At 60.3% G+C, this 22,693-nt stretch carries 18 protein-coding genes; 17 read left to right on the forward strand and 1 reads right to left on the reverse strand.

All coding sequences use genetic code 11. From position 1 onward, the window contains the following. Positions 1 to 189 precede the first annotated feature (189 nt). From BS627_RS10840 to glpK, 16 genes are all read left to right on the forward strand, one after another. The gene (locus tag BS627_RS10840; protein ID WP_077983239.1) at positions 190 to 1,482 is read left to right on the forward strand and encodes a CmpA/NrtA family ABC transporter substrate-binding protein; all 1,293 of its coding nucleotides are present in this window, start codon (positions 190 to 192) and stop codon (positions 1,480 to 1,482) included. A gap of 113 nt (positions 1,483 to 1,595) precedes the next feature. After that, positions 1,596 to 2,489, forward strand: coding sequence for a nitrate ABC transporter permease (ntrB, locus tag BS627_RS10845; RefSeq protein ID WP_077983240.1), 894 nt, complete (start codon positions 1,596 to 1,598; stop codon positions 2,487 to 2,489). Between the two features lie 13 nt (positions 2,490 to 2,502). Then, complete coding sequence (locus BS627_RS10850; protein ID WP_077983241.1) at positions 2,503 to 3,300, forward strand: ABC transporter ATP-binding protein; 798 nt, start codon at positions 2,503 to 2,505, stop codon at positions 3,298 to 3,300. A gap of 5 nt (positions 3,301 to 3,305) precedes the next feature. Next, positions 3,306 to 5,753 (forward strand): nitrite reductase large subunit NirB, encoded by a 2,448-nt coding sequence (gene nirB, locus BS627_RS10855; RefSeq protein ID WP_077983243.1) that lies wholly within the window; start codon positions 3,306 to 3,308, stop codon positions 5,751 to 5,753. Between the two features lie 5 nt (positions 5,754 to 5,758). Then, entirely contained in the window at positions 5,759 to 6,094 is a 336-nt protein-coding gene (gene nirD / locus BS627_RS10860) for a nitrite reductase small subunit NirD (protein ID WP_003519747.1), read from the forward strand. Positions 6,095 to 6,302: 208 nt separating this feature from the next. Next, complete coding sequence (locus BS627_RS10870) at positions 6,303 to 8,951, forward strand: nitrate reductase (RefSeq protein ID WP_077983245.1); 2,649 nt, start codon at positions 6,303 to 6,305, stop codon at positions 8,949 to 8,951. Further along, complete coding sequence (gene cysG, locus BS627_RS10875) at positions 8,923 to 10,383, forward strand: siroheme synthase CysG (RefSeq protein ID WP_165691221.1); 1,461 nt, start codon at positions 8,923 to 8,925, stop codon at positions 10,381 to 10,383. Before BS627_RS10870 ends, cysG begins: the two co-directional genes overlap by 29 nt. A 153-nt stretch (positions 10,384 to 10,536) precedes the next feature. Beyond that, positions 10,537 to 11,310 (forward strand): DeoR/GlpR family DNA-binding transcription regulator, encoded by a 774-nt coding sequence (locus BS627_RS10880; RefSeq protein ID WP_077983247.1) that lies wholly within the window; start codon positions 10,537 to 10,539, stop codon positions 11,308 to 11,310. A gap of 108 nt (positions 11,311 to 11,418) precedes the next feature. Then, positions 11,419 to 12,942, forward strand: a complete 1,524-nt coding sequence (locus tag BS627_RS10885; RefSeq protein ID WP_077983248.1) for a glycerol-3-phosphate dehydrogenase — start codon at positions 11,419 to 11,421, stop codon at positions 12,940 to 12,942. 36 nt (positions 12,943 to 12,978) lie between these two features. Next, entirely contained in the window at positions 12,979 to 14,049 is a 1,071-nt protein-coding gene (locus BS627_RS10890; RefSeq protein WP_077983249.1) for an ABC transporter ATP-binding protein, read from the forward strand. Between the two features lie 12 nt (positions 14,050 to 14,061). Further along, the gene (locus tag BS627_RS10895; RefSeq protein WP_077983250.1) at positions 14,062 to 15,132 is read left to right on the forward strand and encodes an ABC transporter ATP-binding protein; all 1,071 of its coding nucleotides are present in this window, start codon (positions 14,062 to 14,064) and stop codon (positions 15,130 to 15,132) included. A 2-nt stretch (positions 15,133 to 15,134) separates the two neighbouring features. Continuing rightward, positions 15,135 to 16,001, forward strand: coding sequence for a carbohydrate ABC transporter permease (locus BS627_RS10900; protein ID WP_077983251.1), 867 nt, complete (start codon positions 15,135 to 15,137; stop codon positions 15,999 to 16,001). A gap of 3 nt (positions 16,002 to 16,004) precedes the next feature. Next, positions 16,005 to 16,925, forward strand: a complete 921-nt coding sequence (locus BS627_RS10905) for a carbohydrate ABC transporter permease (protein ID WP_077983252.1) — start codon at positions 16,005 to 16,007, stop codon at positions 16,923 to 16,925. Between the two features lie 2 nt (positions 16,926 to 16,927). Then, positions 16,928 to 17,221 carry a DUF2160 domain-containing protein gene (locus tag BS627_RS10910; protein ID WP_077983253.1) on the forward strand — a complete coding sequence of 98 codons (294 nt, stop codon included), beginning with the start codon at positions 16,928 to 16,930 and terminating at the stop codon, positions 17,219 to 17,221. 74 nt (positions 17,222 to 17,295) lie between these two features. Then, positions 17,296 to 19,017 (forward strand): ABC transporter substrate-binding protein, encoded by a 1,722-nt coding sequence (locus BS627_RS10915; protein ID WP_077983254.1) that lies wholly within the window; start codon positions 17,296 to 17,298, stop codon positions 19,015 to 19,017. A gap of 69 nt (positions 19,018 to 19,086) precedes the next feature. Beyond that, the gene (glpK, locus tag BS627_RS10920; RefSeq protein WP_077983263.1) at positions 19,087 to 20,586 is read left to right on the forward strand and encodes a glycerol kinase GlpK; all 1,500 of its coding nucleotides are present in this window, start codon (positions 19,087 to 19,089) and stop codon (positions 20,584 to 20,586) included. A 5-nt stretch (positions 20,587 to 20,591) separates the two neighbouring features. Here the strand turns inward: glpK and BS627_RS10925 are convergent, their stop codons facing one another. Then, positions 20,592 to 21,452 carry a LysR family transcriptional regulator gene (locus BS627_RS10925; RefSeq protein ID WP_077983255.1) on the reverse strand — a complete coding sequence of 287 codons (861 nt, stop codon included), beginning with the start codon at positions 21,450 to 21,452 and terminating at the stop codon, positions 20,592 to 20,594. Positions 21,453 to 21,550: 98 nt separating this feature from the next. Here BS627_RS10925 and BS627_RS10930 point away from each other — a divergent pair, with 98 nt between their 5' ends. Continuing rightward, the gene (locus tag BS627_RS10930) at positions 21,551 to 22,570 is read left to right on the forward strand and encodes a bile acid:sodium symporter family protein (RefSeq protein ID WP_077983256.1); all 1,020 of its coding nucleotides are present in this window, start codon (positions 21,551 to 21,553) and stop codon (positions 22,568 to 22,570) included. Positions 22,571 to 22,693 lie beyond the last annotated feature (123 nt).

Consider the following 22,693-nt stretch of genomic DNA (forward strand, 5'->3'; position numbering starts at 1 on the left):
GTCAACGGCGATCGGGGCGAGCAGGGCGCGGCATAGGCGCTTTCAAAGACATAGACGTCGCAAGGTTTTGCTGCCCGGAACACCTCCCGTTCCGCAGGCGCAAACACCGAGCGGCGTTTTTTTATTTTCAGGTTTTTTCGCAAGCGAAAACGTCACCCGCAAAGGTGGCCTAATAAGGGGAACATGCGAATGAAAGAGATAGTCTCCGGCGCTGTCAGCCGCCGCACGATATTGAAGACGACAGCCGCCGTCGCCCTCGTCAGCGCCGTGCGCGCGGCCTTTCCTTCCGGTGCTTTCGCAGCCACCGCTGAGCCCGAGGTGAAAGGCGCGAAAATAGGGTTCATCGCGCTGACCGATGCCGCCCCGCTCATCGTTGCGGCAGAAAAGGGCCTCTTCGCCAAACACGGCATGCCGGATGTCGAGGTTCTGAAACAGGCCTCCTGGGGTGCGACGCGCGACAATCTCGTGCTCGGCGGCGCATCGAACGGCATTGACGGCGCGCATATCCTGACACCCATGCCCTATCTCATGCATACCGGCAGGGTGACCCAGAATAATGTGCCGGTGCCGATGGCCATCCTCGCCCGCCTCAACCTCGACAGCCAGGGCATTTCCGCCGCCAGGGAATATGCCGAAACCGGCGTTCAACTGGATGCTTCCAAGTTAAAGGCGGCTTTTGAGAAAAAGAAGGCCGAGGGCAAGGAAATCAAGGCCGCCATGACCTTCCCCGGCGGCACGCATGATCTGTGGCTTCGCTATTGGCTTGCCGCCGGCGGCATCGACCCGGACAAGGACGTCTCCACCATTGTCGTTCCGCCGCCGCAGATGGTCGCCAATATGAAGGTCGGCAATATGGACGTCTTCTGTGTGGGCGAACCCTGGAACGAGCAGCTCGTCAATCAGGGCATCGGTTTCACCGCCTGTACCACCGGCGAACTCTGGAAGGGCCATCCGGAAAAGGCGCTCGGCATGCGCGCCGACTGGGTGGAAAAGAACCCTAACGCCACCAAGGCGCTGCTGATGGCCGTCATGGAGGCGCAGCAATGGTGCGATGAAATGGCGAACAAGGAGGAAATGTCCGCCATCCTCGGCAAACGCCAATGGTTTAACGTGCCACCGAAGGACGTTCTCGGTCGCCTCAAGGGCAATATCAATTACGGCAACGGCCGCGTGCTCGAAAATACCGGCCTGCAGATGAAGTTCTGGCAGGACCACACCTCCTATCCCTTCCGCAGCCATGACAGCTGGTTCATCGCGGAGAACATCCGCTGGGGCAAATTCGCGCCCGATACGGATGTGAAGGCGCTGGTCGCGAAGGTCAACCGCGAGGATATCTGGCGCGAGGCGGCCAAGGATCTCGGCGTTGCCGATCTTCCCGCCTCCACCTCGCGCGGCAAGGAAACCTTCTTCGACGGCAAGGTCTTCGATCCTGAAAACCCGTCGGCCTATCTCGAAAGCCTGTCCATCAAGGCGGCCTCCTGAGGAGGAGAGCCGGGTGCCGCTCCTCATCCGCCAGCAGTGCCACCCAACCGGCGCCGCTGAAGACCGGATGAGGGGCGAGCCCAGACCGCAACCGAAATCAAGAGGGAACGCCCATGTCCGCATTGGCCCGTAAATTCAACGAAGAGCCGCATCAGCCGGTAGCGCAGAAGGCAAATATCGTGTCGCTTGCGCCGAAACAGTCACCGCGCATCGATCTGCGCAAATGGAGTGCGGCGGCGGCCCGCAACACCATACCGCCATTCCTCGTACTCGCCATTCTGCTCGGTGTCTGGCAGCTTCTCTGTTCCGCGCCGGGCGCATCGCTGCCGCCGCCAAGCCAGGTCTTCGAGGAAAGCTACGATCTCATCGTATCGCCGTTCTTCGAGAACGGATCGCAGGATATCGGCCTTGGCTGGCGTGTGCTGGTATCGCTGGAGCGCGTGGCTTACGGTTTCGGCCTTGCGGCGATCGCCGGCATCATTCTCGGTGCCGTTATCGGCCAGTCGGTCTGGGCCATGCGTGGTCTCGACCCGATCTTTCAGGTGCTGCGCACCGTGCCGCCGCTTGCCTGGCTGCCGCTGTCGCTGGCCGCTTTTCAGGACAGCAACCCATCGGCCATTTTCGTGATCTTCATCACCTCCATCTGGCCTGTCATCATCAACACGGCGGTCGGCGTGCGCAACATTCCGCAGGACTACCGCAACGTGGCGCAGGTGCTGCGGCTCAACCAGCTGGAATTTTTCTTCAAGATCATGCTGCCTTCGGCGGCGCCCTATATCTTCACCGGCCTGCGTATCGGCATCGGCCTTTCCTGGCTCGCCATCGTTGCGGCTGAAATGCTGACCGGCGGCGTCGGCATCGGTTTCTTCATCTGGGATGCGTGGAACTCCTCGCGCCTGCCCGACATCATCGTGGCGCTGGCTTACATCGGCGTTGTCGGCTTCATGCTCGACAAGCTGGTGGCTGCTCTCGGCAAGGTCATCACCCGCGGCGCTGCGGCTAATTGAGAGGGCCAAAATTATGAATGTTTATCTGAAGCTCGATCACATCGACAAATATTTCGACAAGGGCGGCGCACGCGCCGAGGTGTTGAAAGGCATCAACCTCACCATCGGCAGAGGCGAATTCGTCTCGGTCATCGGCCATTCCGGCTGTGGCAAGTCCACCATGCTGAACCTCATCGCCGGGCTGACAAAAGTCTCCGCCGGTGCGGTGCTTCTCGAAAACCGGGAGGTCAACGAGCCCGGTCCGGAACGCGCTGTCGTGTTCCAGAACCACAGCCTGCTGCCGTGGCTTTCGGTCTATGAAAACGTCAATCTCGCCGTGGAGAAAGTGTTCCGCAACACCAAGACACGGGCCGAGCGGCACGACTGGGTCATGCGCAATCTCGATCTCGTGCAGATGGCCCACGCAAAAGACAAGAAACCGTCTGAAATTTCCGGCGGCATGAAGCAGCGCGTCGGCATCGCACGGGCGCTCGCCATGGAGCCGAAAATCCTGCTGCTGGACGAGCCTTTCGGAGCGCTCGACGCGCTGACCCGCGCCCATCTTCAAGACGCGGTGATGGAAATCCACGCCCGGCTCGGCAACACCATGGTCATGATCACCCATGATGTCGACGAGGCGGTGCTGCTCTCCGACCGTATCGTGATGATGACCAACGGTCCCGCCGCCCATATCGGCGAAGTGCTGGACGTGCCGCTGGCACGCCCGCGCAACCGCATCGAGCTCGCCTCCGACAAGACCTATCTCAAATGCCGCGAGGCCGTGCTGAAATTCCTTTACGAACGTCACCGCTTCATCGAAGCTGCGGAGTAACGACCATGACGCAAAAACTCGTCATCATCGGCAATGGCATGGCGCCGGGGCGCATGCTGGAGAACCTGTTCGAGACCACTCCCGGCCTCTACGACGTCACCATTTTCAACGCCGAGCCGCGCGTCAATTACGACCGCATTATGCTCTCGCCGGTGCTCTCAGGCGAAAAGAGCTATGAAGACATCGTCATTCATAATGACGAATGGTACGCCGCCAATAATGTCACGCTGCACAAGGGCGCGAAGGTCACCGGCATCGACCGCGACAGAAAGACCGTGACCAGCGAAAACGGCATCACGGTTTCCTACGACAAGCTGGTGATCGCCACCGGCTCTCTGCCCTTCATCATTCCCGTTCCCGGCCATCAGCTGCCGGGCGTGCTCGCTTATCGCGATCTCGACGATGTGACCAGGATGCTCGAAATCGCCGAGGGGAAAGGCCGCGCCATCGTCATCGGCGCCGGTCTTCTCGGGCTGGAAGCGGCCTATGGCCTCAAGCGTCAGGGCATGGATGTCACCGTCATCCACCTGATGCCGACGATCATGGAGCGCCAGCTCGATCCGGCAGCGGCCTATCTTCTGGAAAAGGCGCTCAATGAGCGCGGCATCGAGATCGTCACCAAGGCCAATACCAAATGCATTCTTGGTGAGGAAAAGGTCGAAGGCATTGAGCTGGAAGACGGCCGTGTGATTAAAGGCGACATGGTGGTGATGGCGGTCGGCATCCGCCCCGCCTCCGGTCTTGCCAAGGAATCCGGCATCGCCGTCAATCGCGGCATCGTCGTGGATGACGGCATGATGACGTCGGATGCCTCGATCTACGCGCTCGGCGAATGCGCCGAACATCGCGGCATCTGCTACGGGCTGGTTGCGCCGCTTTACGAATCGGCGCGGGTGCTGGCCGACCGGCTTCGCGGCGGTTCGGCCGAATATCACGGCTCCGTCACCAATACGAAGCTGAAGGTCACCGGCATCAACCTGTTTTCCGCCGGCGATTTCGCCGAAGGTGACGACCGCGAGGAAATCGTGCTGCGCGATGCCACGGCCGGTGTCTACAAGCGCCTGATCCTCAAGGACAACCGCATCATCGGCGCGGTTCTTTACGGCGAGACGGCGGACGGATCATGGTTCTTCGACCTGATGAAGAAATCCACCGACATTTCCGCCATGCGCGAAACCCTGATCTTCGGCCAGGCCTATCAGGGAGGGTCGCCGCTGGACCCTATGGCGGCCGTTGCAGCCTTGCCGGATGATGCGGAAATCTGCGGCTGCAACGGCGTGTGCAAGGGCAAGATCACCACGGCCATCACCTCCAAGGGGCTGACATCGCTCGACGATGTGCGCGCCCACACCAAGGCGTCCGCCTCCTGCGGCAATTGCACCGGCCTAGTCGAGCAGCTGATGACGCTGACGCTCGGCGACAGCTACAACCCCGCCGCCGTGCAGCCCATGTGCAAATGCACGGATCTCGGCCATGACGATGTGCGCCGGCTCATTAAGGCCAAGGGTCTGAAGACCATTCCCGCAGTGATGCAGGAACTGGAATGGAAGACCTCCTGCGGCTGCGCCAAGTGCCGGCCGGCGCTTAATTATTACCTCGTCTGCGACTTCCCGGACGAATATGCCGATGATTACCAGTCGCGCTACATCAATGAGCGCGTTCACGCCAATATCCAGAAGGACGGCACCTATTCCGTCGTGCCGCGCATGTGGGGCGGCGTCACCTCCTCCTCCGAGCTTAGGGCGATTGCCGATGTGGTCGACAAGTTCGATATCCCTATGGTGAAGGTAACGGGCGGCCAGCGTATCGACCTGCTCGGCATCGAGAAGGAGGATCTGCCCGCCGTCTGGGCTGATCTCGGCAAGGCAGGCTTCATTTCCGGTCAGGCCTACGCCAAGGGCTTGCGCACGGTAAAAACCTGTGTCGGTCAGCAATGGTGCCGTTTCGGCACGCAGGATTCGACCGGGCTCGGCATCCGCATCGAAAAATTCATGTGGGGCTCGTGGACGCCCGCCAAGCTGAAGCTTGCCGTTTCCGGCTGTCCGCGCAACTGCGCGGAGGCCACCTGCAAGGATATCGGCGTCATCTGCGTCGATTCCGGTTTTGAAATCCACTTCGCCGGTGCTGCGGGTCTCGATATCAAGGGCACGGAAGTTCTGGGTCTCGTCCATACCGAGGACGAGGCGCTGGAACATATCGTCGCACTGACGCAGATGTATCGCGAACAGGCGCGCTATCTCGAGCGTATCTACAAATGGGCCAAGCGCATCGGTTACGACGAGGTGCGCCGCCAAATCATGGAGGATGCTGACAAGCGCCGGGCCTATTTCGAGCGCTTCGTCTTCAGTCAGCAATTCGCGCAGGTCGATCCCTGGTCGGAGCGTGTCTCCGGCCGCGACAAGCATGAGTTCAGGCCCATGGCGGCGATCGGTTTCAGCGAGGCGGCGGAGTGAGAACGATGGACAGCAACTGGATCGATATTGGCGATATCTCCGACATCCCGCTGCGCGGCGCGCGGTGCGTGAAGACACCGATGGGCAAGATCGCCGTGTTCCGCACGGCGGAAAATCAGGTCTTCGCGATCGAGGATCATTGCCCGCACAAGGGCGGGCCGCTCTCCCAGGGCATCGTGCACGGGGCTTCGGTGACGTGTCCGCTGCACAATTGGGTGATTTCGCTGGAAACCGGCAAGGCGTTGGGGGCGGATGAAGGGGAGGTACGGACGATTCCGGTGCGTAATCTGGATGGGCGGCTTTCTATTGCGCTTGAGACCCTGATGATCGCGGCGGAGTGACTTGCGATGGCGGCGAAGATACCCCCCTCTGTCCTGCCGGACATCTCCCCTTCAAGGGGGGAGAGCCGCACAAACTTCGCTCTACATTTTGCGTCACCGACCGTAGAGATCAAGCGGAAAGCCCGCAGCTTGTCCATCTCCCCCCTTGTGAGGGAGATGTCCGGCAGGACAGAGGCGGGTAAACACCACGCACTGAGAGGGCGAAACCATGCCCGTTGAAACCAAAACCACCTGTCCCTATTGCGGTGTCGGCTGCGGCGTCATCGCCACCGTTGCCGATGACGGCGTCGTTTCCGTCAAAGGCGATCCGGACCACCCCGCCAATTTCGGTCGCCTGTGCTCTAAAGGTTCTGCTCTGGCCGAAACCATCGATCTCGACGGCCGCCTGCTTTACCCTGAAATCGCCGGCCGGCGGGCGGCATGGGGCGAGGCGCTCGATCTCGTCGCGTCCCGTTTCTCCAAGGCCATTGCCGAGCACGGCCCGGATTCGGTCGCCTTTTACGTCTCCGGCCAATTGCTGACGGAAGATTATTACCTGGCGAACAAGCTGATGAAGGGTTTCATCGGCTCGGCCAATATCGACACCAATTCAAGGCTCTGCATGTCGTCCTCCGTCGCCGGCCACCGCCGCGCCTTCGGCGCGGATACGGTGCCGGGCACCTACGAGGATATGGAGCTTGCCGATCTGGTGATCCTCACCGGTTCCAACCTCGCCTGGTGCCATCCCGTTCTTTATCAAAGGCTGGCGGCGGCGAAGGCGGCGCGGCCGGGGATGAAGGTCGTCGTCATCGATCCGCGCCGGACGATGAGCGCCGATATTGCCGATATGCACCTTGCCATCCGCCCCGATGGGGATGTGGCGCTGTTTACCGGCCTGCTGGCGCGTCTTTCCGACAGTTCGGCCATCGATCGCGCTTACGTGCAAAACCATACGGTCGGCTTCGATGCCGCCATGCAGGCTGCAAGTGAGCATAGCTTGCCGGAAATTGCCGAGGCCACCGGGCTGACCATCGCCGAACTGATATCCTTTTACGAAGTGTTCGAACGCACGGAAAAAACCGTCACCTGCTACAGCCAGGGCGTCAACCAGTCTGAAAGCGGCACCGACAAGGTCAACGCCATCATCAATTGCCATCTCGCCACCGGCCGCATCGGCCGGCCGGGCATGGGGCCACTTTCGCTGACCGGCCAGCCGAACGCCATGGGCGGGCGAGAGGTGGGCGGGCTTGCCAATATGCTGGCCGCCCATATGGCTATCGAAAGCGCCGAGGATCGCGGCCGTGTCCAGCGCTTCTGGGGATCGCCCGTCATCGCGCAAAAGCCCGGCCTGAAGGCGGTGGACATGTTCCGGGCGGTGGCGGACGGTCGCATCAAGGCGCTGTGGACCATGGCCACGAACCCGGTCGTCTCCATGCCGAATGCCGGTGCCGTCGAGACGGCGATAAAGGCCTGTCCTTTTGTCGTCGTCTCCGATGTCATGGCGAGTACCGACACGGCTCGCCATGCGCATGTGCTTCTGCCATCGCTTGGCTGGGGGGAAAAGGACGGCACCGTCACCAACTCCGAGCGCCGCATTTCTCGCCAGCGCGGCTTTCTGTCTGTGCCTGGCCAAGCCAGGGCCGACTGGTGGCAGATGGCGGAAGTGGGCCGGCGCATGGGCTTCGGCGCGGCCTTCGCCTATCGCAATCCATCGGAGATTTTTGCCGAACATGCCGCTCTTTCCGGCTTTGAGAATGCGGGCAATCGCGATTTCGACATCAGCGGTGTGGAACCGAATTCCTACGACGCGATGACGCCGTTTCAATGGCCGAAGGCCGCACCGGGCGATGCCGTCGTCACCCGCTTTTTCGCGGATGGACGGTTTTACCATGCCGATGGCAAGGCGCGGTTCATCGCCACCGTCCTGCCGGAGACCGGCAGGACATCGGCGGATTATCCGCTGACACTGAACACCGGCCGTATCCGCGATCAATGGCACACCATGACCCGCACCGGCAAAAGCGGCCGCCTCACCGCCCATATCGCAGAACCCTTCGCCGAACTTCACCCGCGCGATGCGCAGGCGCTGGGAATAAAAAGCGCCGATCTGGTGGAGCTGGAAAGTCCTCATGGCAAGGTGTTGCTGCGGGCGCTGATCAGTGAGAGACAGGCGCGCGGCTCGGTGTTTGCGCCGATGCACTGGAACGACCAGTTCGCCTCGCAGGCGCGCATCGATGTCGTGGTTGCCCCGGTGACGGACCCGCATTCCGGTCAGCCCGCCTCGAAAAACATGGGCGTAAGGGCAAGGCGCTTCGAAGCAAAAGCCTATGGTTTCGCCATCTCCCGCATCCGGCCGGATGCGCAAGATTGTGCCTATTGGGCCATGGCCAAAGCGGATGGCGGCTATCGCATGGAACTCGCTTTTGCGGAGGAGCCGCAGGACTGGACATTCTGGGCGCGGCAGGTCTTCGGCATTGAGGCCAGAATCGAGCCCTTGGGTTACAGCGACCGGCACACGGGCGACCTGCGCCTTGCCTTCTTCGACGGCGATATCCTGCTGGCGGCGCTGTTCATCGCCAGGCAGCCGGTGGCCGTTGCCCGCAATTGGGCGATCTCGCAGTTGACCGAACGCCATGAAGATTTGCGCATGCGTTTTGCGCTGGTCGCTGGTCGCCCCGGCGCCGGCCGCGCCGATCCGGGCGCAACTGTCTGCTCGTGTTTTAATGTCGGGGTGAATCAGATCACGTCCGCCATTCGTAATGGTTGCCACAGTGTCGAAGCCATCGGCAAAGCGCTGAATGCCGGAACCAACTGCGGCTCCTGCCGCGCCGAAATCAGGGGGATCATCGATGGATGCCTTAAGACCGCAGCGGAATGAACCGGCCCGCATGGAAAGACTGTCCAAGCTGCCGGTCTTCTGGGGGCTTGAGGGCAAGCGTGTGGTTCTGGCGGGCGGATCGGACGCGGCCGCCTGGAAGGCAGAACTGCTGCTTGCCTGCGGGGCGGAATTGCATCTTTATTGCGAGGCAAGCGAGCTTTCGGAAAGCTTTGCAGCGCTTGTCGCGAAAAGCCAGATGCTGATGTGGGATGACCGTCCGTGGGGTCCGGATATCTTCGAGGGCGCGGAACTGGCGCTGGCCGATTGCGAAACCGATGCGGAAGCCAAAAGATTTTACCATGCCGCGCGCGCGGCCGGCGTGCCCGTCAATGTCATCGACAAGCCGGAATTCTGCCAGTTCCAGTTCGGCTCCATCGTCAATCGCTCGCCGGTGGTGGTGTCGATCTCCACCGATGGTGCCGCGCCCATTCTGGCACAGGCCATCCGCCGGCGCATCGAGACATTGCTGCCGCTTTCGCTGAAGGACTGGGGCGCGCTCGCCCAGACAATCCGCGAGCGCGTCAATCTGCGGCTCGCTCCCGGCGCGTCGCGGCGTTCTTTCTGGGAAAAATTCGTCGATCGGGCCTTCACCGAAAGGCTGGATGAGGGCAGCGAGGAAAGGCTGCTTGCGGATATCGGAATGCAGGCTGCGCGGGCAGGAATGGGGCGCGGCCTTGTGACGCTTGTGGGCGCCGGACCGGGCGATGCCGAACTGCTGACGCTGAAAGCGGTGCGCGCTTTGCAGGCGGCCGATGTCATCCTGTTCGACGATCTCGTTTCAGCCGAGGTGCTTGAACTGGCGCGACGGGAGGCGAAGCGCATGCTGGTCGGCAAGCGCGGCGGTCGGGAAAGTTGCCGGCAGGAAGACATCAACGACATGATGATCCGCCTCGCCAAGGCCGGCAAACGGGTGGTGCGGTTGAAATCCGGCGATCCGATGATTTTCGGGCGCGCCGGCGAGGAGATCGCCGCGCTGGAAGCCGAAAATATCCCGGTCGAGATTGTGCCCGGCATCACTGCCGCAAGTGCCATGGCCTCGCGTCTGGGTGTTTCCCTGACCCATCGCGACCATGCCCAGTCGGTACGCTTCATCACCGGCCATTCCAGGCAGGGCAAGCTGCCGGAGAATATCGACTGGCAATCCCTGTCAAACCCTTCCGTGACCACGGTTTTTTACATGGGCGGGCGAACCGCAGCCAGCATAGAGGCCTGCCTGCTCGCTCACGGCATGCCCGCTTCAACGCCCGTTGCGGTCATGATTTCCGTCAGCCGGGCGAATGAGCAGCGCTGGTGCGGCCCCCTGATGGAACTCGGTGCCGCCGTCAAGAGACTGGGCGTGAACGAACCTGTGCTGATCGGTATCGGCGATGTATTTGCTGTCGCCTCCTCGGCGATGTCCCGCTCCAACCTGTTGATTGAGAAAGTCGGCTAAATAATATCGTCAAGTGGCTTCAAGCCCTGCCTGCGGAACCGCATTTCGCTGTTTTGATACCGCCACTATCGCTACTGTGGAACGGTCCCTTGACATTGGTTTTCCCTTCGCTCTTCAATAAAACGAAAAAATTGAAAGAGGAGGGAGGGTGAAATGCTGCTCACACCGCGTCAGGAGGAAATCGTTGCGCTGGCGAAGGCCAATGGGCGGGTGCTGGTCGATGAGCTGGCGGCGCGGTTTTCGGTGACACCCCAGACGATCCGCAAGGACTTGAACGATCTCTGCGATACGCGGGTTCTGACCCGCATCCATGGCGGCGCGCTTTTTCCAAGCGGCAACGAAAACGTCAAATACGAGGCGCGTCGGGCGATAGCCTCTTCCGAAAAGCAGGCGATCGGTGCCGCCGCTGCCGCCCTCATCCCCAACAACTCGTCACTTTTCATCAATATCGGCACGACGACCGAAGCCGTGGGCGAAGCGCTGGCGGATCATCACGAGTTGATGGTCATTACCAACAACATCAATGTTGCCAACAGGTTGAGGGTCTTCCCCGGTATCGAGGTGGTGATTGCCGGTGGTGTCGTGCGCGGTTCCGATGGCGGTATCGTCGGCGAGGCGGCGGTGGATTTCATTCGCCAGTTCAAGGTGGATTTCGCCGTCATCGGCGTTTCGGCCATCGATGAGGACGGCGCCTTGCTGGATTTTGACTTTCGTGAGGTGAAGGTCGCGCAGGCAATCATCTCCAACGCGCGCCATGTCATTCTCGTGTCGGATTCGCTCAAATTCGAGCGCACGGCTCCGGTTCGTATCGGCCATCTTTCCCAGGTGCATACTTTCATCACCGATCATTGTCCGGTGGATTCGATCCGGTCCATCTGCGCCGATCATGACGTCCGGTTGGTCGAAACCGAGATGCGCGAGTCCTGATCGGGACAATCTATCAATTTCGTTTGACATTCGTTTTGTCTTCGAATTAGATGTTCGTGCTTTCAATATGTCGATGGGGAGAGCGTCGATGAAAGCGCGGGAGGATTCATGTCTGACGAGGCAATTCACGATATTTTCGTGATCGGCGGCGGTATCAATGGCTGCGGCATCGCGCGTGATGCCGTTGGCAGAGGTTATTCCGTCGCACTTGCGGAAATGAATGATTTTGCCTCCGGCACGTCTTCCGCCGCTACCAAGCTCATACATGGCGGTTTGCGTTATCTCGAACATTACGAGTTTCGTCTCGTGCGCGAAGCGCTGATGGAACGTGAGGTGCTGTGGGCTATGGCGCCGCACATCATCTGGCCCATGCGCTTCGTACTGCCGTTCCAGAAGGGCGGGGTGCGCCCGGCCTGGCTCGTGCGTCTCGGGCTATTTCTGTACGACCATCTCGGCGGCCGCAAGCTTCTGCCTGCGACCCGCTCGCTCGATCTGCGCCGCGATCCCGCCGGGAAACCTTTGAAACCGATTTTTGCCCGCGCCTTCGAATATTCGGATGGCTGGGTGGACGATGCCCGCCTGGTGGTGCTGAATGCCCGCGACGCTGCCAATCGCGGCGCGCTTATCCTCAACCGCACGCAGGTGGTTTCAGCCCGGCGCGAAGGCGCCTTCTGGCGAGTCGAAACGAAAAATGCGGCCGGAGAGGCCAAGACCTACCGGGCGCGCATGCTGGTGAATGCCGCGGGTCCCTGGGTGGACAAGGTGTTGTCCTCGGCATTCGGCAAAAACAATGTCCATAATGTCCGCCTGGTGCAGGGCAGCCACATCATCGTGCGCAAGAAATTTTCCGATCCGCGTGCGTATTTTTTCCAGAATCCGGATGGCCGCATCATCTTCGCCATTCCCTATGAGCAGGATTTCACCCTGATCGGGACGACGGATCGCGACTATACCGCCGATCCCCGGGCTGTTAAGATCAGCGATGAGGAAACCAGCTATCTCTGCAATGCCGCGAGTGAATATTTCGCTGAACCGGTAAAGCCCGCGGATATCGTCTGGACCTATTCCGGCGTGCGGCCGCTTTTCGATGACGGCGCATCGAAGGCACAGGAAGCGACCCGCGATTATGTGCTGAAAACCGAAGGGGCGGAGGGCGAAGCGCCGCTCCTTAATATATTCGGCGGCAAGCTTACCACCTATAGGCGGCTTGCCGAACATGCTCTTGAAAAAATTGGCGATGCGCTGGGTGAAAAGGGTGCGCCATGGACGGCGGGTTCGCATCTGCCGGGCGGAAACTTCGGTGCCGAAGCCTATGCAGAAGAGGTCAAGGCCTTACGGTCGCGCTATCCCTTCCTCGATGAGCGTCATGCCGGGCGGCTCGTTCGTTGTTATGGAACGGATGCGATGGCGATAATCGGCTCCGCTACGGATACGACGGCGTTGGGACGGCATTTCGGCGGCACACTTTACGAAGTGGAGGTTCGCTGGCTGATGGCGCGGGAATGGGCGCTGACGGCCGAGGATATTCTGTGGCGCCGCACCAAGCAGGGCCTCTTTTTTACCCCGGAAGAGGTGCGTGCGCTGGAGGATTATGTCGAAGACATTGCAGGTGGGCGCTTAAGGGCAATCTGACGATCCGGATAAAAGCGGAGGAGGCTTTGGATCACCATGCTTGAATTGCGAAACGTCTCGAAGATGGTTGGCGGTGAATATCATATTCACCCGACCGATCTGACGTTGCAGCGCGGAAGCCTGAACGTCCTGCTTGGACCGACACTTTCGGGCAAGACGACGCTGATGCGGCTGATGGCCGGGCTGGACAAGCCGAGCGCCGGCTCGATCTTTTTCAATGGCGAAGACGTAACGGGTTTTCCGGTGCAGAAGCGCAACGTCGCCATGGTCTATCAGCAGTTCATCAACTATCCGGCGCTCAGCGTTTATGAAAACATCGCCTCGCCCATGCGCGTTGCCGGCAAGGACCAGGCGACCATCGACAGGGAAGTGAGGAAAGCCGCCGAGCTTTTGAAGCTGACGCCCTATCTAGACCGTACGCCGCTCAATCTTTCCGGCGGCCAGCAGCAGCGCACAGCACTCGCCCGCGCCATCGTCAAAAACGCCAATCTGGTGCTGCTTGATGAGCCGCTGGCCAATCTCGATTACAAGCTGCGCGAAGAGCTGCGCGAGGAGCTGCCGCGCATCTTCGCCGAATCCGGCGCCATTTTCGTTTATGCCACCACCGAACCTTCCGAGGCGCTGCTTTTGGGCGGCAATACCGCAACGCTCAACGAGGGCAGGGTAACGCAGTTCAGCCACACCATCGAGGTTTACCGGCGCCCGGTGGATATCGTCACCGCCGAAATTTTTGCGGACCCGCCGCTCAATACCATCGAGGTCGTCAAGGCGGGCGGCGCATTCACCCGTGCCGACCAGGCGGTAATTGCGGTGCCCGCGCATCTTGCCGCCGTGCCGGATGGACCTTTGACCATCGCTTTCCAGCCGCATCATCTTTTCCCGCAAGCGAAGGGCGAGGCCCGCCAGTCGATCCGGGCGCGAACGCTGATTTCGGAAATCGCCGGATCGGAAAGCTTCGTGCATGTAGAATTTTCGGGCCGGCGCTGGGTCATGCTGGCGCATGGCATTCACGACATCGAGCCGGACAGGGACATAGAACTGTTTCTCGATACAAAACACCTGATGGCCTTTGACGCGAATGGCCGCGCCATCGGCAAAGCGGCTTGAGGGAGATCGATCATGGCACGCATCACGCTCGATCACATCCGCCACGCTTATAACGCAAAGGCGCAGGCTGCCGGCGACTATGCGCTGAAGGAAGTCCACCACGAATGGGAGGACGGCGGGGCCTACGCGCTGCTGGGGCCTTCCGGCTGCGGCAAGACCACGCTGCTCAACATCATTTCCGGGCTGCTGCGCCCCTCCGAAGGCCGCATCGCTTTTGACGGAACCGACGTGACGGATTTCGCCACGGAAGACCGCAATATTGCGCAGGTGTTCCAGTTCCCGGTCGTTTACGACACGATGACGGTCTACGACAATCTGGCCTTTCCGCTGCGCAACCGGCATGTGCCGGAAGCCGAAGTCGACCGCCGGGTGCGGGAAATCCTGGAAATGACCGATCTTTCCGGCATGGCCAAACGCCATGCGCGTGGTCTGACGGCGGATCAGAAACAGAAGATTTCGCTGGCGCGCGGGCTGGTGCGGTCCGATGTCAACGCGATCCTCTTCGATGAGCCGTTGACGGTCATCGATCCGCACATGAAATGGGTGTTGCGCTCGCAGCTGAAGCGGTTGCACCGGCAATCCGGTTTCACCATGGTCTATGTGACCCACGACCAGACCGAAGCGCTGACCTTCGCCGACAAGGTTGTGGTCATGTATGACGGGCAGATCGTCCAGATCGGCACGCCGGCTGAGCTCTTCGAGCGGCCGGGCCATACATTCGTCGGTTATTTCATCGGCTCGCCCGGCATGAACGTGCTGCCCGCCAGTATCGCCGGCGCGACCGCAATGGTCGGCGGCCTCGACGTACCGCTCGCCGGTGCGCCAAAGGTTGAGGGAGCGCAACGCATCGAGATCGGCATCCGTCCAGAATTTGTCCGGCTGGAACGGGGCGGCATGCCCATCATTGTCGACAAGGTCGAGGATATCGGCCGGCAGAAGATCGTGCGCGCCCGGTTTGCCGGACAAAAGCTTGCGATTGTCGTTGCCGAAGACGAGGAAATCCCGGCTGAAGCGGGCGTTCGCTTCGATCCGGCCGCCATTGGCGTCTTCGCCGATTCCTGGCGTGTAAAGATGGGGGCCTGACCATGGAAAAGAGCTGGAACAACAAGGCATGGTTCATGGTGCTGCCGGTGCTGGTGCTGGTCGCCTTTTCCGCCGTCATTCCGCTGATGACCGTCGTGAATTATTCGGTGCAGGACACGTTCGGCAATAACCAGTTCTTCTGGGCGGGAACGCAATGGTTCGAGGACATTCTCCGTTCCGCCCGTTTCTGGGATGCGCTGGGCCGCAACCTTTTGTTTTCCGGCATTATTCTGGCGATTGAAATTCCGCTCGGCATCTTCATCGCGCTCAAGATGCCGAAGTCTGGCATCGGCGTGCCCGTCTGCCTTGTCACCATGGCGCTGCCGCTGCTGGTGCCGTGGAATGTCGTCGGCACGATCTGGCAGGTTTTCGGCCGCAGCGATATCGGTCTGCTCGGCTATTACGCCAATCAACTCGGGCTCGATTACAACTATGTCAACGATCCGGTCGATGCGTGGATCACCGTGGTCATCATGGATGTCTGGCACTGGACGAGCCTTGTCGTGCTTCTGTGTTACGCCAGTCTCGTCTCCATTCCGGACGCCTATTATCAGGCGGCAAGGATCGATGGCGCGTCGCGTTTTGCGGTCTTCCGGTACATCCAGCTGCCGAAGATGAAGCGGGTACTGCTGATCGCCTTCCTGCTTCGCTTCATGGACAGTTTCATGATCTATACCGAGCCTTTCGTCGTCACCGGCGGCGGCCCGGGCAATTCCACGACCTTCCTGTCGATAGATCTCGTTAAGGTTGCGCTCGGCCAGTTTGACCTCGGGCCGGCGGCAGCCATGTCGCTGATCTACTTCCTCATCATCCTGCTGCTGTCTTGGGTGTTCTACACCGTCATGACCAGCCACGACGCGGAGACTTGAGACATGAGCGCCTCGAATGTCACCACAAGCGTGGAGCGCAACGGCATCGGCAGTTCGCCGGTGAGAGCGAATGCGACGGGGCGATCCGGACTTGCCGTCAATGCGCGGCGTCGCCGCCATGGGCCGTCGCGTTTTTCCTGGCTGGTCCCGACGATCTATATCCTGCTGCTGCTTGTTCCGATCTACTGGCTCGTCAATATGAGCTTCAAGACGAACACGGAAATCGTCTCGTCCATGACGCTTTATCCGCATGAGCCGACGTTGCAGAACTACCGGACGATCTTTACCGATTCGTCCTGGTATTCGGGTTACATCAACTCGATCATCTATGTCGTGATGAACATGGTGATCTCGGTCGCGGCGGCGCTGCCGGCGGCCTATGCCTTCTCTCGTTACCGTTTTCTGGGCGACAAGCACCTGTTCTTCTGGCTTTTGACCAACCGCATGGCGCCGCCTGCCGTCTTCGCCCTGCCGTTCTTCCAGCTCTATTCCGCTTTCGGGCTGATCGATACGCATATAGCCGTGGCGCTGGCGCATTGCCTGTTCAACGTGCCGCTGGCGGTGTGGATTCTCGAAGGTTTCATGTCCGGCGTGCCGAAGGAAATCGACGAGACCGCCTATATTGACGGTTATTCCTTCCCGAAATTCTTCGTGAAGATTTTCATGCCGCTCATCGCTTCCGGCATTGGTGTCGCCTGCTTCTTCAGCTTCATGTTCTCGTGGGTCGAGCTTCTGATCGCCCGCACGCTGACGACGACGGACGCAAAACCGATCGCTGCGACCATGACGCGCACCGTTTCGGCCGCCGGTATGGACTGGGGCTTGCTTGCCGCCGCCGGCGTGCTGACGCTGATCCCCGGCGCGCTGGTGATCTGGTTCGTGCGCAATTATATCGCCAAGGGCTTTGCGCTCGGGAGGGTTTGACCATGATGAAGATGCCCGATTTTACCTGGATGGCGTGGACTTGGCAGACGGGTGCGTTTTTCGGCGCTATCGCCGTGCTGCTCGTCGGCATGTGGGTGTGGGAGCAACTCTCGCCCGGCGGCAATCCCCGCTTCGGCCTGTTGCGCTTCGAGACCACGCGGGGCGACAGGTTGTTCATCTCGCTGCTCGGCAGCGCCTTCATTCATCTCGCATGGCTCGGGCTGGTCGGCCCGAACCTGTGGTGGGCTCTCGCTCTATCCTTGGTCTACGCCATCGGCGTTTTCCGTTTTGTCTAGAGCAGGAAACGGTGCGGCGGAGGAAAACCGCACCCGTAGACTTCATGCAATCGCAAACCCTTGGGAGGACTGATATGCGACGGCATTTGATGACGACGACGGCGGCCATGCTGCTGGCAATGACGGGTTCCGCTTTCGCCGGAATGGAGGAAGCAAAGCAGTTTCTGGACAAGGAAATCGGCGACATGTCGTCCCTTTCCCGTGCGGATCAGGAAAAGGAGCTGCAATGGTTTGTCGATGCCGCGAAACCTTTTGCGGGCATGGAAATCAAGGTCGTTTCGGAATCTCTGACGACCCATGAATACGAATCCAAGGTTCTGGCCCCGGCCTTCACCGCCATTACCGGCATCAAGGTCACGCACGACCTGATCCAGGAGGGTGACGTTGTCGAAAAAATCCAGACCCAGATGCAGACCGGCCAAAACCTTTATGACGGCTGGGTCAACGATAGCGACCTCATCGGCACCCATTGGCGCTACCAGCAGGTGCGCAACCTGACCGACTTCATGGCCAATGAAGGCAAGGACGTCACCAATCCCGGTCTCGACCTTAAGGACTTCATCGGCAGCGCCTTTACGACGGCGCCGGACAAGAAGCTCTACCAGCTTCCGGATCAGCAGTTCGCGAACCTCTACTGGTTCCGTTACGACTGGTTCAACGATGAAAAGAACAAGGCCGATTTCAAGGCTAAATACGGGTATGACCTCGGCGTGCCGGTCAACTGGTCGGCCTATGAGGATATTGCCGAATTCTTCACCGGCCGAGATGTCGACGGCAAGAAGGTCTTCGGCCATATGGACTATGGCAAGAAGGACCCGTCGCTCGGCTGGCGCTTCACAGATGCCTGGCTTTCCATGGCCGGCAACGGCGACAAGGGCCTGCCGAATGGTCTGCCCGTCGATGAATGGGGCATCAAGGTCAACGACAAGTCGCAGCCGGTCGGCTCCTGCGTGGCGCGCGGCGGCGATACCAACGGTCCGGCTTCGGTCTACTCCATCGAGAAATATCTTGAATGGCTGAAGAAATATGCGCCGCCGGAGGCGCAGGGCATGACCTTCTCCGAATCCGGTCCGGTGCCGGCGCAGGGCAATATCGCCCAGCAGATCTTCTGGTATACGGCGTTTACCGCCGATATGGCCAAACCCGGCCTGCCCGTCGTGAACGAGGACGGTTCGCCGAAATGGCGTGTCGCACCTTCGCCACATGGCGTCTACTGGAAGGACGGCATGAAACTCGGTTATCAGGATGTGGGTTCGTGGACGCTGATGAAATCCACCCCCGACGACCGCGCCAAGGCCGCCTGGCTCTACGCGCAGTTCGTGACCTCCAAGACCGTGGATGTGAAGAAGAGCCATGTGGGCCTGACCTTCATTCGCGACACCACCATCCACCACAAGAGCTTCACGGACCGGGCCTCCAAGCTAGGTGGTCTCATCGAGTTCTACCGTTCGCCTGCCCGCGTGCAATGGTCGCCGACCGGCACCAACGTTCCTGATTATCCGAAGCTGGCACAGCTGTGGTGGCAGGCGATCGGGGATGCTTCGTCGGGTGCGAAAACCGCGCAGGCCGCGATGGACTCTCTCTGCGCCGAGCAGGAAAAGGTCATGAGCCGTCTGGAACGCGCTGGCGTGCAGGGCGATATCGGCCCGAAGCTGGCGGAAGAGCACGATATCGAATACTGGAACAAGGATGCCGTTTCGAAGGGCAATCTGGCGCCGCAGCTGAAGATAGCCGACGAAAAGGAAAAACCGGTCACCGTCAACTATGACGAACTGGTCAAAAGCTGGCAGAAGTGATTTCTGCGTAAAATCTGAAACCGGGGCGGCTTGCCGCCCCGGTCATTGCGTCTGAAAGGGAGTGGCATGATGGGCGGTTATATTCTGGCGATCGATCAGGGAACGACATCGACACGGTCGATGGTCTTTGATCGCGACATGCGGGTCATCGGTGTCGGGCAGCGAGAATTTCCGCAACATTTCCCGGCCTCGGGCTGGGTTGAACACGATGCCGAGGATATTTGGAGAAGCGTGCTCGAAACCATTCGGCTGGCGCTTGCCGATGCCGGCATCGCCGCCTCCGATATCGAGGCGATCGGCATTACCAACCAGCGCGAAACGACGGTACTGTGGGACAGGAACACGGGCGAGGCCGTGCATCGGGCCGTGGTCTGGCAGGATCGGCGCGCCGCGCCCATCTGCGAGGATCTAAAACGCCGGGGACTTGAGCCGCTGTTTTCGAAAAAGACCGGCCTGTTGCTCGATCCCTATTTTTCCGGCACGAAGCTGAAATGGCTTCTGGACAGCGTCAGCGGTCTTCGCGAAAAAGCCGTGAAGGGAGAAATCTGCTTCGGCACTGTCGACAGTTTCCTGATTTATCGCCTGACTGGCGGCCGCCGCCATGTCACCGACGCCACCAATGCCTCGCGGACTCTGATCTACAATATCGAAGAAAATACATGGGACGATGAGCTTCTGTCGATCCTCGACATTCCCAGCGCCATGCTGCCGGAAGTGCTGGATTGCGCCGCCGATTTCGGCGTGACCGACAAGTCGCTGCTGGGCGCGGAAATTCCGATCCTGGGTGTGGCCGGCGACCAGCAGGCAGCCGTCATCGGCAATGCCTGCTTCGAGCCGGGCATGATGAAATCCACCTACGGCACGGGCTGCTTTGCGCTCCTTAATACCGGCACGGATCGCGTCGCCTCGACCAACCGGCTGCTGACGACCATCGCTTACCGTCTCGACGGTGTCACCACCTATGCACTGGAAGGCTCCATTTTCATTGCCGGTGCCGCCGTGCAATGGCTGCGCGATGAGCTTGGTTTCATCTCGGTCGCTTCCGAGGTTAGCGCACTTGCGGAAAAGGCCGACGCCCATCAGCGTGTCTATCTGGTTCCGGCCTTCACCGGTCTTGGCGCGCCCTATTGGGACGCGGAGGCCCGTGGCGCGATTTTCGGGCTGACGCGTGGCACCGGTCCAGCGGAATTCGCCCGCGCGGCGCTGGAAAGCGTCGCCTATCAGACCTTCGACCTGCTGGACGCCATGCGCAAGGACTGGGCGGGTGACAACGGCAAGACAGTGCTCCGGGTCGATGGCGGCATGGTCGCTTCCGATTGGACCATGCAGCGGCTGGCGGATATTCTTGCGGCACCGGTCGATCGGCCAGTTTTTCTGGAAACGACCATTCTTGGAGCGGCCTGGCTTGCCGCCTCACGCGCCGGCATCTGGCCGGACCGCAAGGCCTTTGCCGAGCATTGGCGGCGTGATCGCCGTTTCAGCCCGGCAATGGAAGAGGCCGAAAGGAAAGACGCCATTGCCGGCTGGCGCGATAGCGTCGGCCGCTGCCTGTCGCGACGGGAGAATTGAACAGGCTACACGAAACTGCCGGGTGCGATGCTCTTGCTGGAAACGAGATCGGAAAGCGCGCGCACCAGCTTCGCATCCGCGCCCTTGCTTGGTTGAAGCACGAATTCCACGTCCTCCAACGGCGGTAGCACGCCTGAGGTAATTTCCTTCAGGCCTGCCGGTGCCATGCTGCGCGGCTGCACCAGAATGCCCATGCCCGCCCTTGCTGCCGCGGTCAGCCCGCTGAGACTGCCGCAGGTGCAGACGATCCGCCAGGCGAGGCCGGCCCGGTCGAGCGCCTCCTGCGCCGCCTTTCGGGTGATGCTCGGCGGCGGAAAGGCAATCAGCGGCAGCGCATCCGGCTGGTTCAGCATCCGCTCCGGGTCGCGCGCCAGCCACACGAGCGGTTCGCGGTAGAGAAAGTGCCCGAGCTTGTCGCCAAGACGGCGTTTAGCGAGCACCACATCCAGTTCACCATTGTCCTGCATCTGGTAAAGCACGCCGCTTAGCGAAACCGTCAGTTCCAGATCTACGAGGGGATAAAGGCGGATGAACTCTTCCAGAATGGCGGTTAGCCGGCTGGCGACGAAATCTTCTGAAACGCCAAGCCTCAACCGTCCGCGTAGACGGTTCTCGCTGAACAGTGACGACACCTTGCTGTCGATTTCCAGCATATTGCGAGCATAACCCAGCAGCGCCTCACCTTCACCCGTCAGTTTTACCTGATGGGTGCTGCGCGCGATCAGCCGGCGGCCAAGTGCGGTCTCAAGCCTTTGAATATGCTGGCTGACAGTGGACTGGCCAATCCCCAGCCGTTCGGCCGCCAGCGTGAAGCTGCCTGTCTGGTGAAGCATCACGAAGCTCGCAAGATGTTGAAGGTTCAGCATTATCCTGAATCGCGATAACTGTTAATCTTTGCATCGGAATTCATGATGAGCGATAGTAACGCGCGTTTCAAGCAAAACCGATGCCGGAAAGACCTCCCATGACCCGCTTCCTACCTGATCGCTTCACCATGATGCTGGTGGCCACCGTACTTTTGGCTTCCATTTTGCCGATCAGCGGTGAGCCGGCGGAGTATTTCGGGCTGGCGACAAAACTCGCGATAGCGTTGCTGTTTTTCCTCCACGGCGCGCGGCTTTCCCGGGATGTGGTGATTGCCGGTATCCTGCACTGGCGCCTGCATCTGGCGATCCTTCTCGTGACCTTCGGCCTGTTCCCGCTGCTCGGCGTGGCGATCGGTTTCATTCCCGAGAATATTCTGCCTGCCCCGCTTTATATGGGCATGTTGTTCCTCTGCGTGCTGCCATCCACCGTGCAGTCCTCCATTGCCTTCACCTCCATGGCGGGCGGAAACGTGCCGGCGGCAATTTGTTCTGCCTCCGCTTCGAATATTTTCGGCATGTTCCTCACCCCGCTGCTGGTCGGCCTGCTGTTTACGGTGGGCGGCCATGGCGGTGGATTTTCGCTGGATGCGTTTCTGCAAATCTTCCTGCAACTGCTTCTGCCCTTTATCGTCGGTCAGGTTTTGCAGCCGTGGATCGGCGACTGGATCAGGGCGCGCAAGAAATTGCTGGCGCCGGTCGATCGCGGCTCCATCCTTATGGTCGTTTATCTCGCTTTTTCCGATGCGGTTATCGAAGGCATCTGGCACACATTTTCGCTCAGGGATATTGGCGTGGTCATTGTCATCAATATCCTGCTGCTGGCGCTTGTTCTGTGCGTGACGATGTTCGGCAGCCGTTTGCTGGGTTTCGACAAGGCCGATGAAATCACCATCACCTTCTGCGGTTCGAAAAAGAGCCTCGCCAGCGGCGTGCCCATGGCGGGCGCCATCTTCGCCGGCCAGAGCATCGGCGCGATCGTCCTGCCAATCATGCTTTTTCATCAGATTCAGCTGATGGTCTGCGCGGTTCTGGCTCAGCGTTACGCGCGAAAGGCCCATGAAAAAGCGGCGATGCCGGAACCGGTTGCCACGGAAGGCGCGGCTGCTTCCAGCCGCTGACGCGAGGGTTCTCCGCAAATAAAACGGCCCCATGAAGGGGCCGTCAGACCGCTGACAAACCCGTCGATATTTTCGGCGGGTTTTTTCTTTTTCGGGATGATGACGTTTTGTTGTGGTCTTTTA

The organism is Agrobacterium salinitolerans (genome assembly GCF_002008225.1).
In the GTDB taxonomy this organism is placed as follows: domain Bacteria; phylum Pseudomonadota; class Alphaproteobacteria; order Rhizobiales; family Rhizobiaceae; genus Agrobacterium; species Agrobacterium salinitolerans.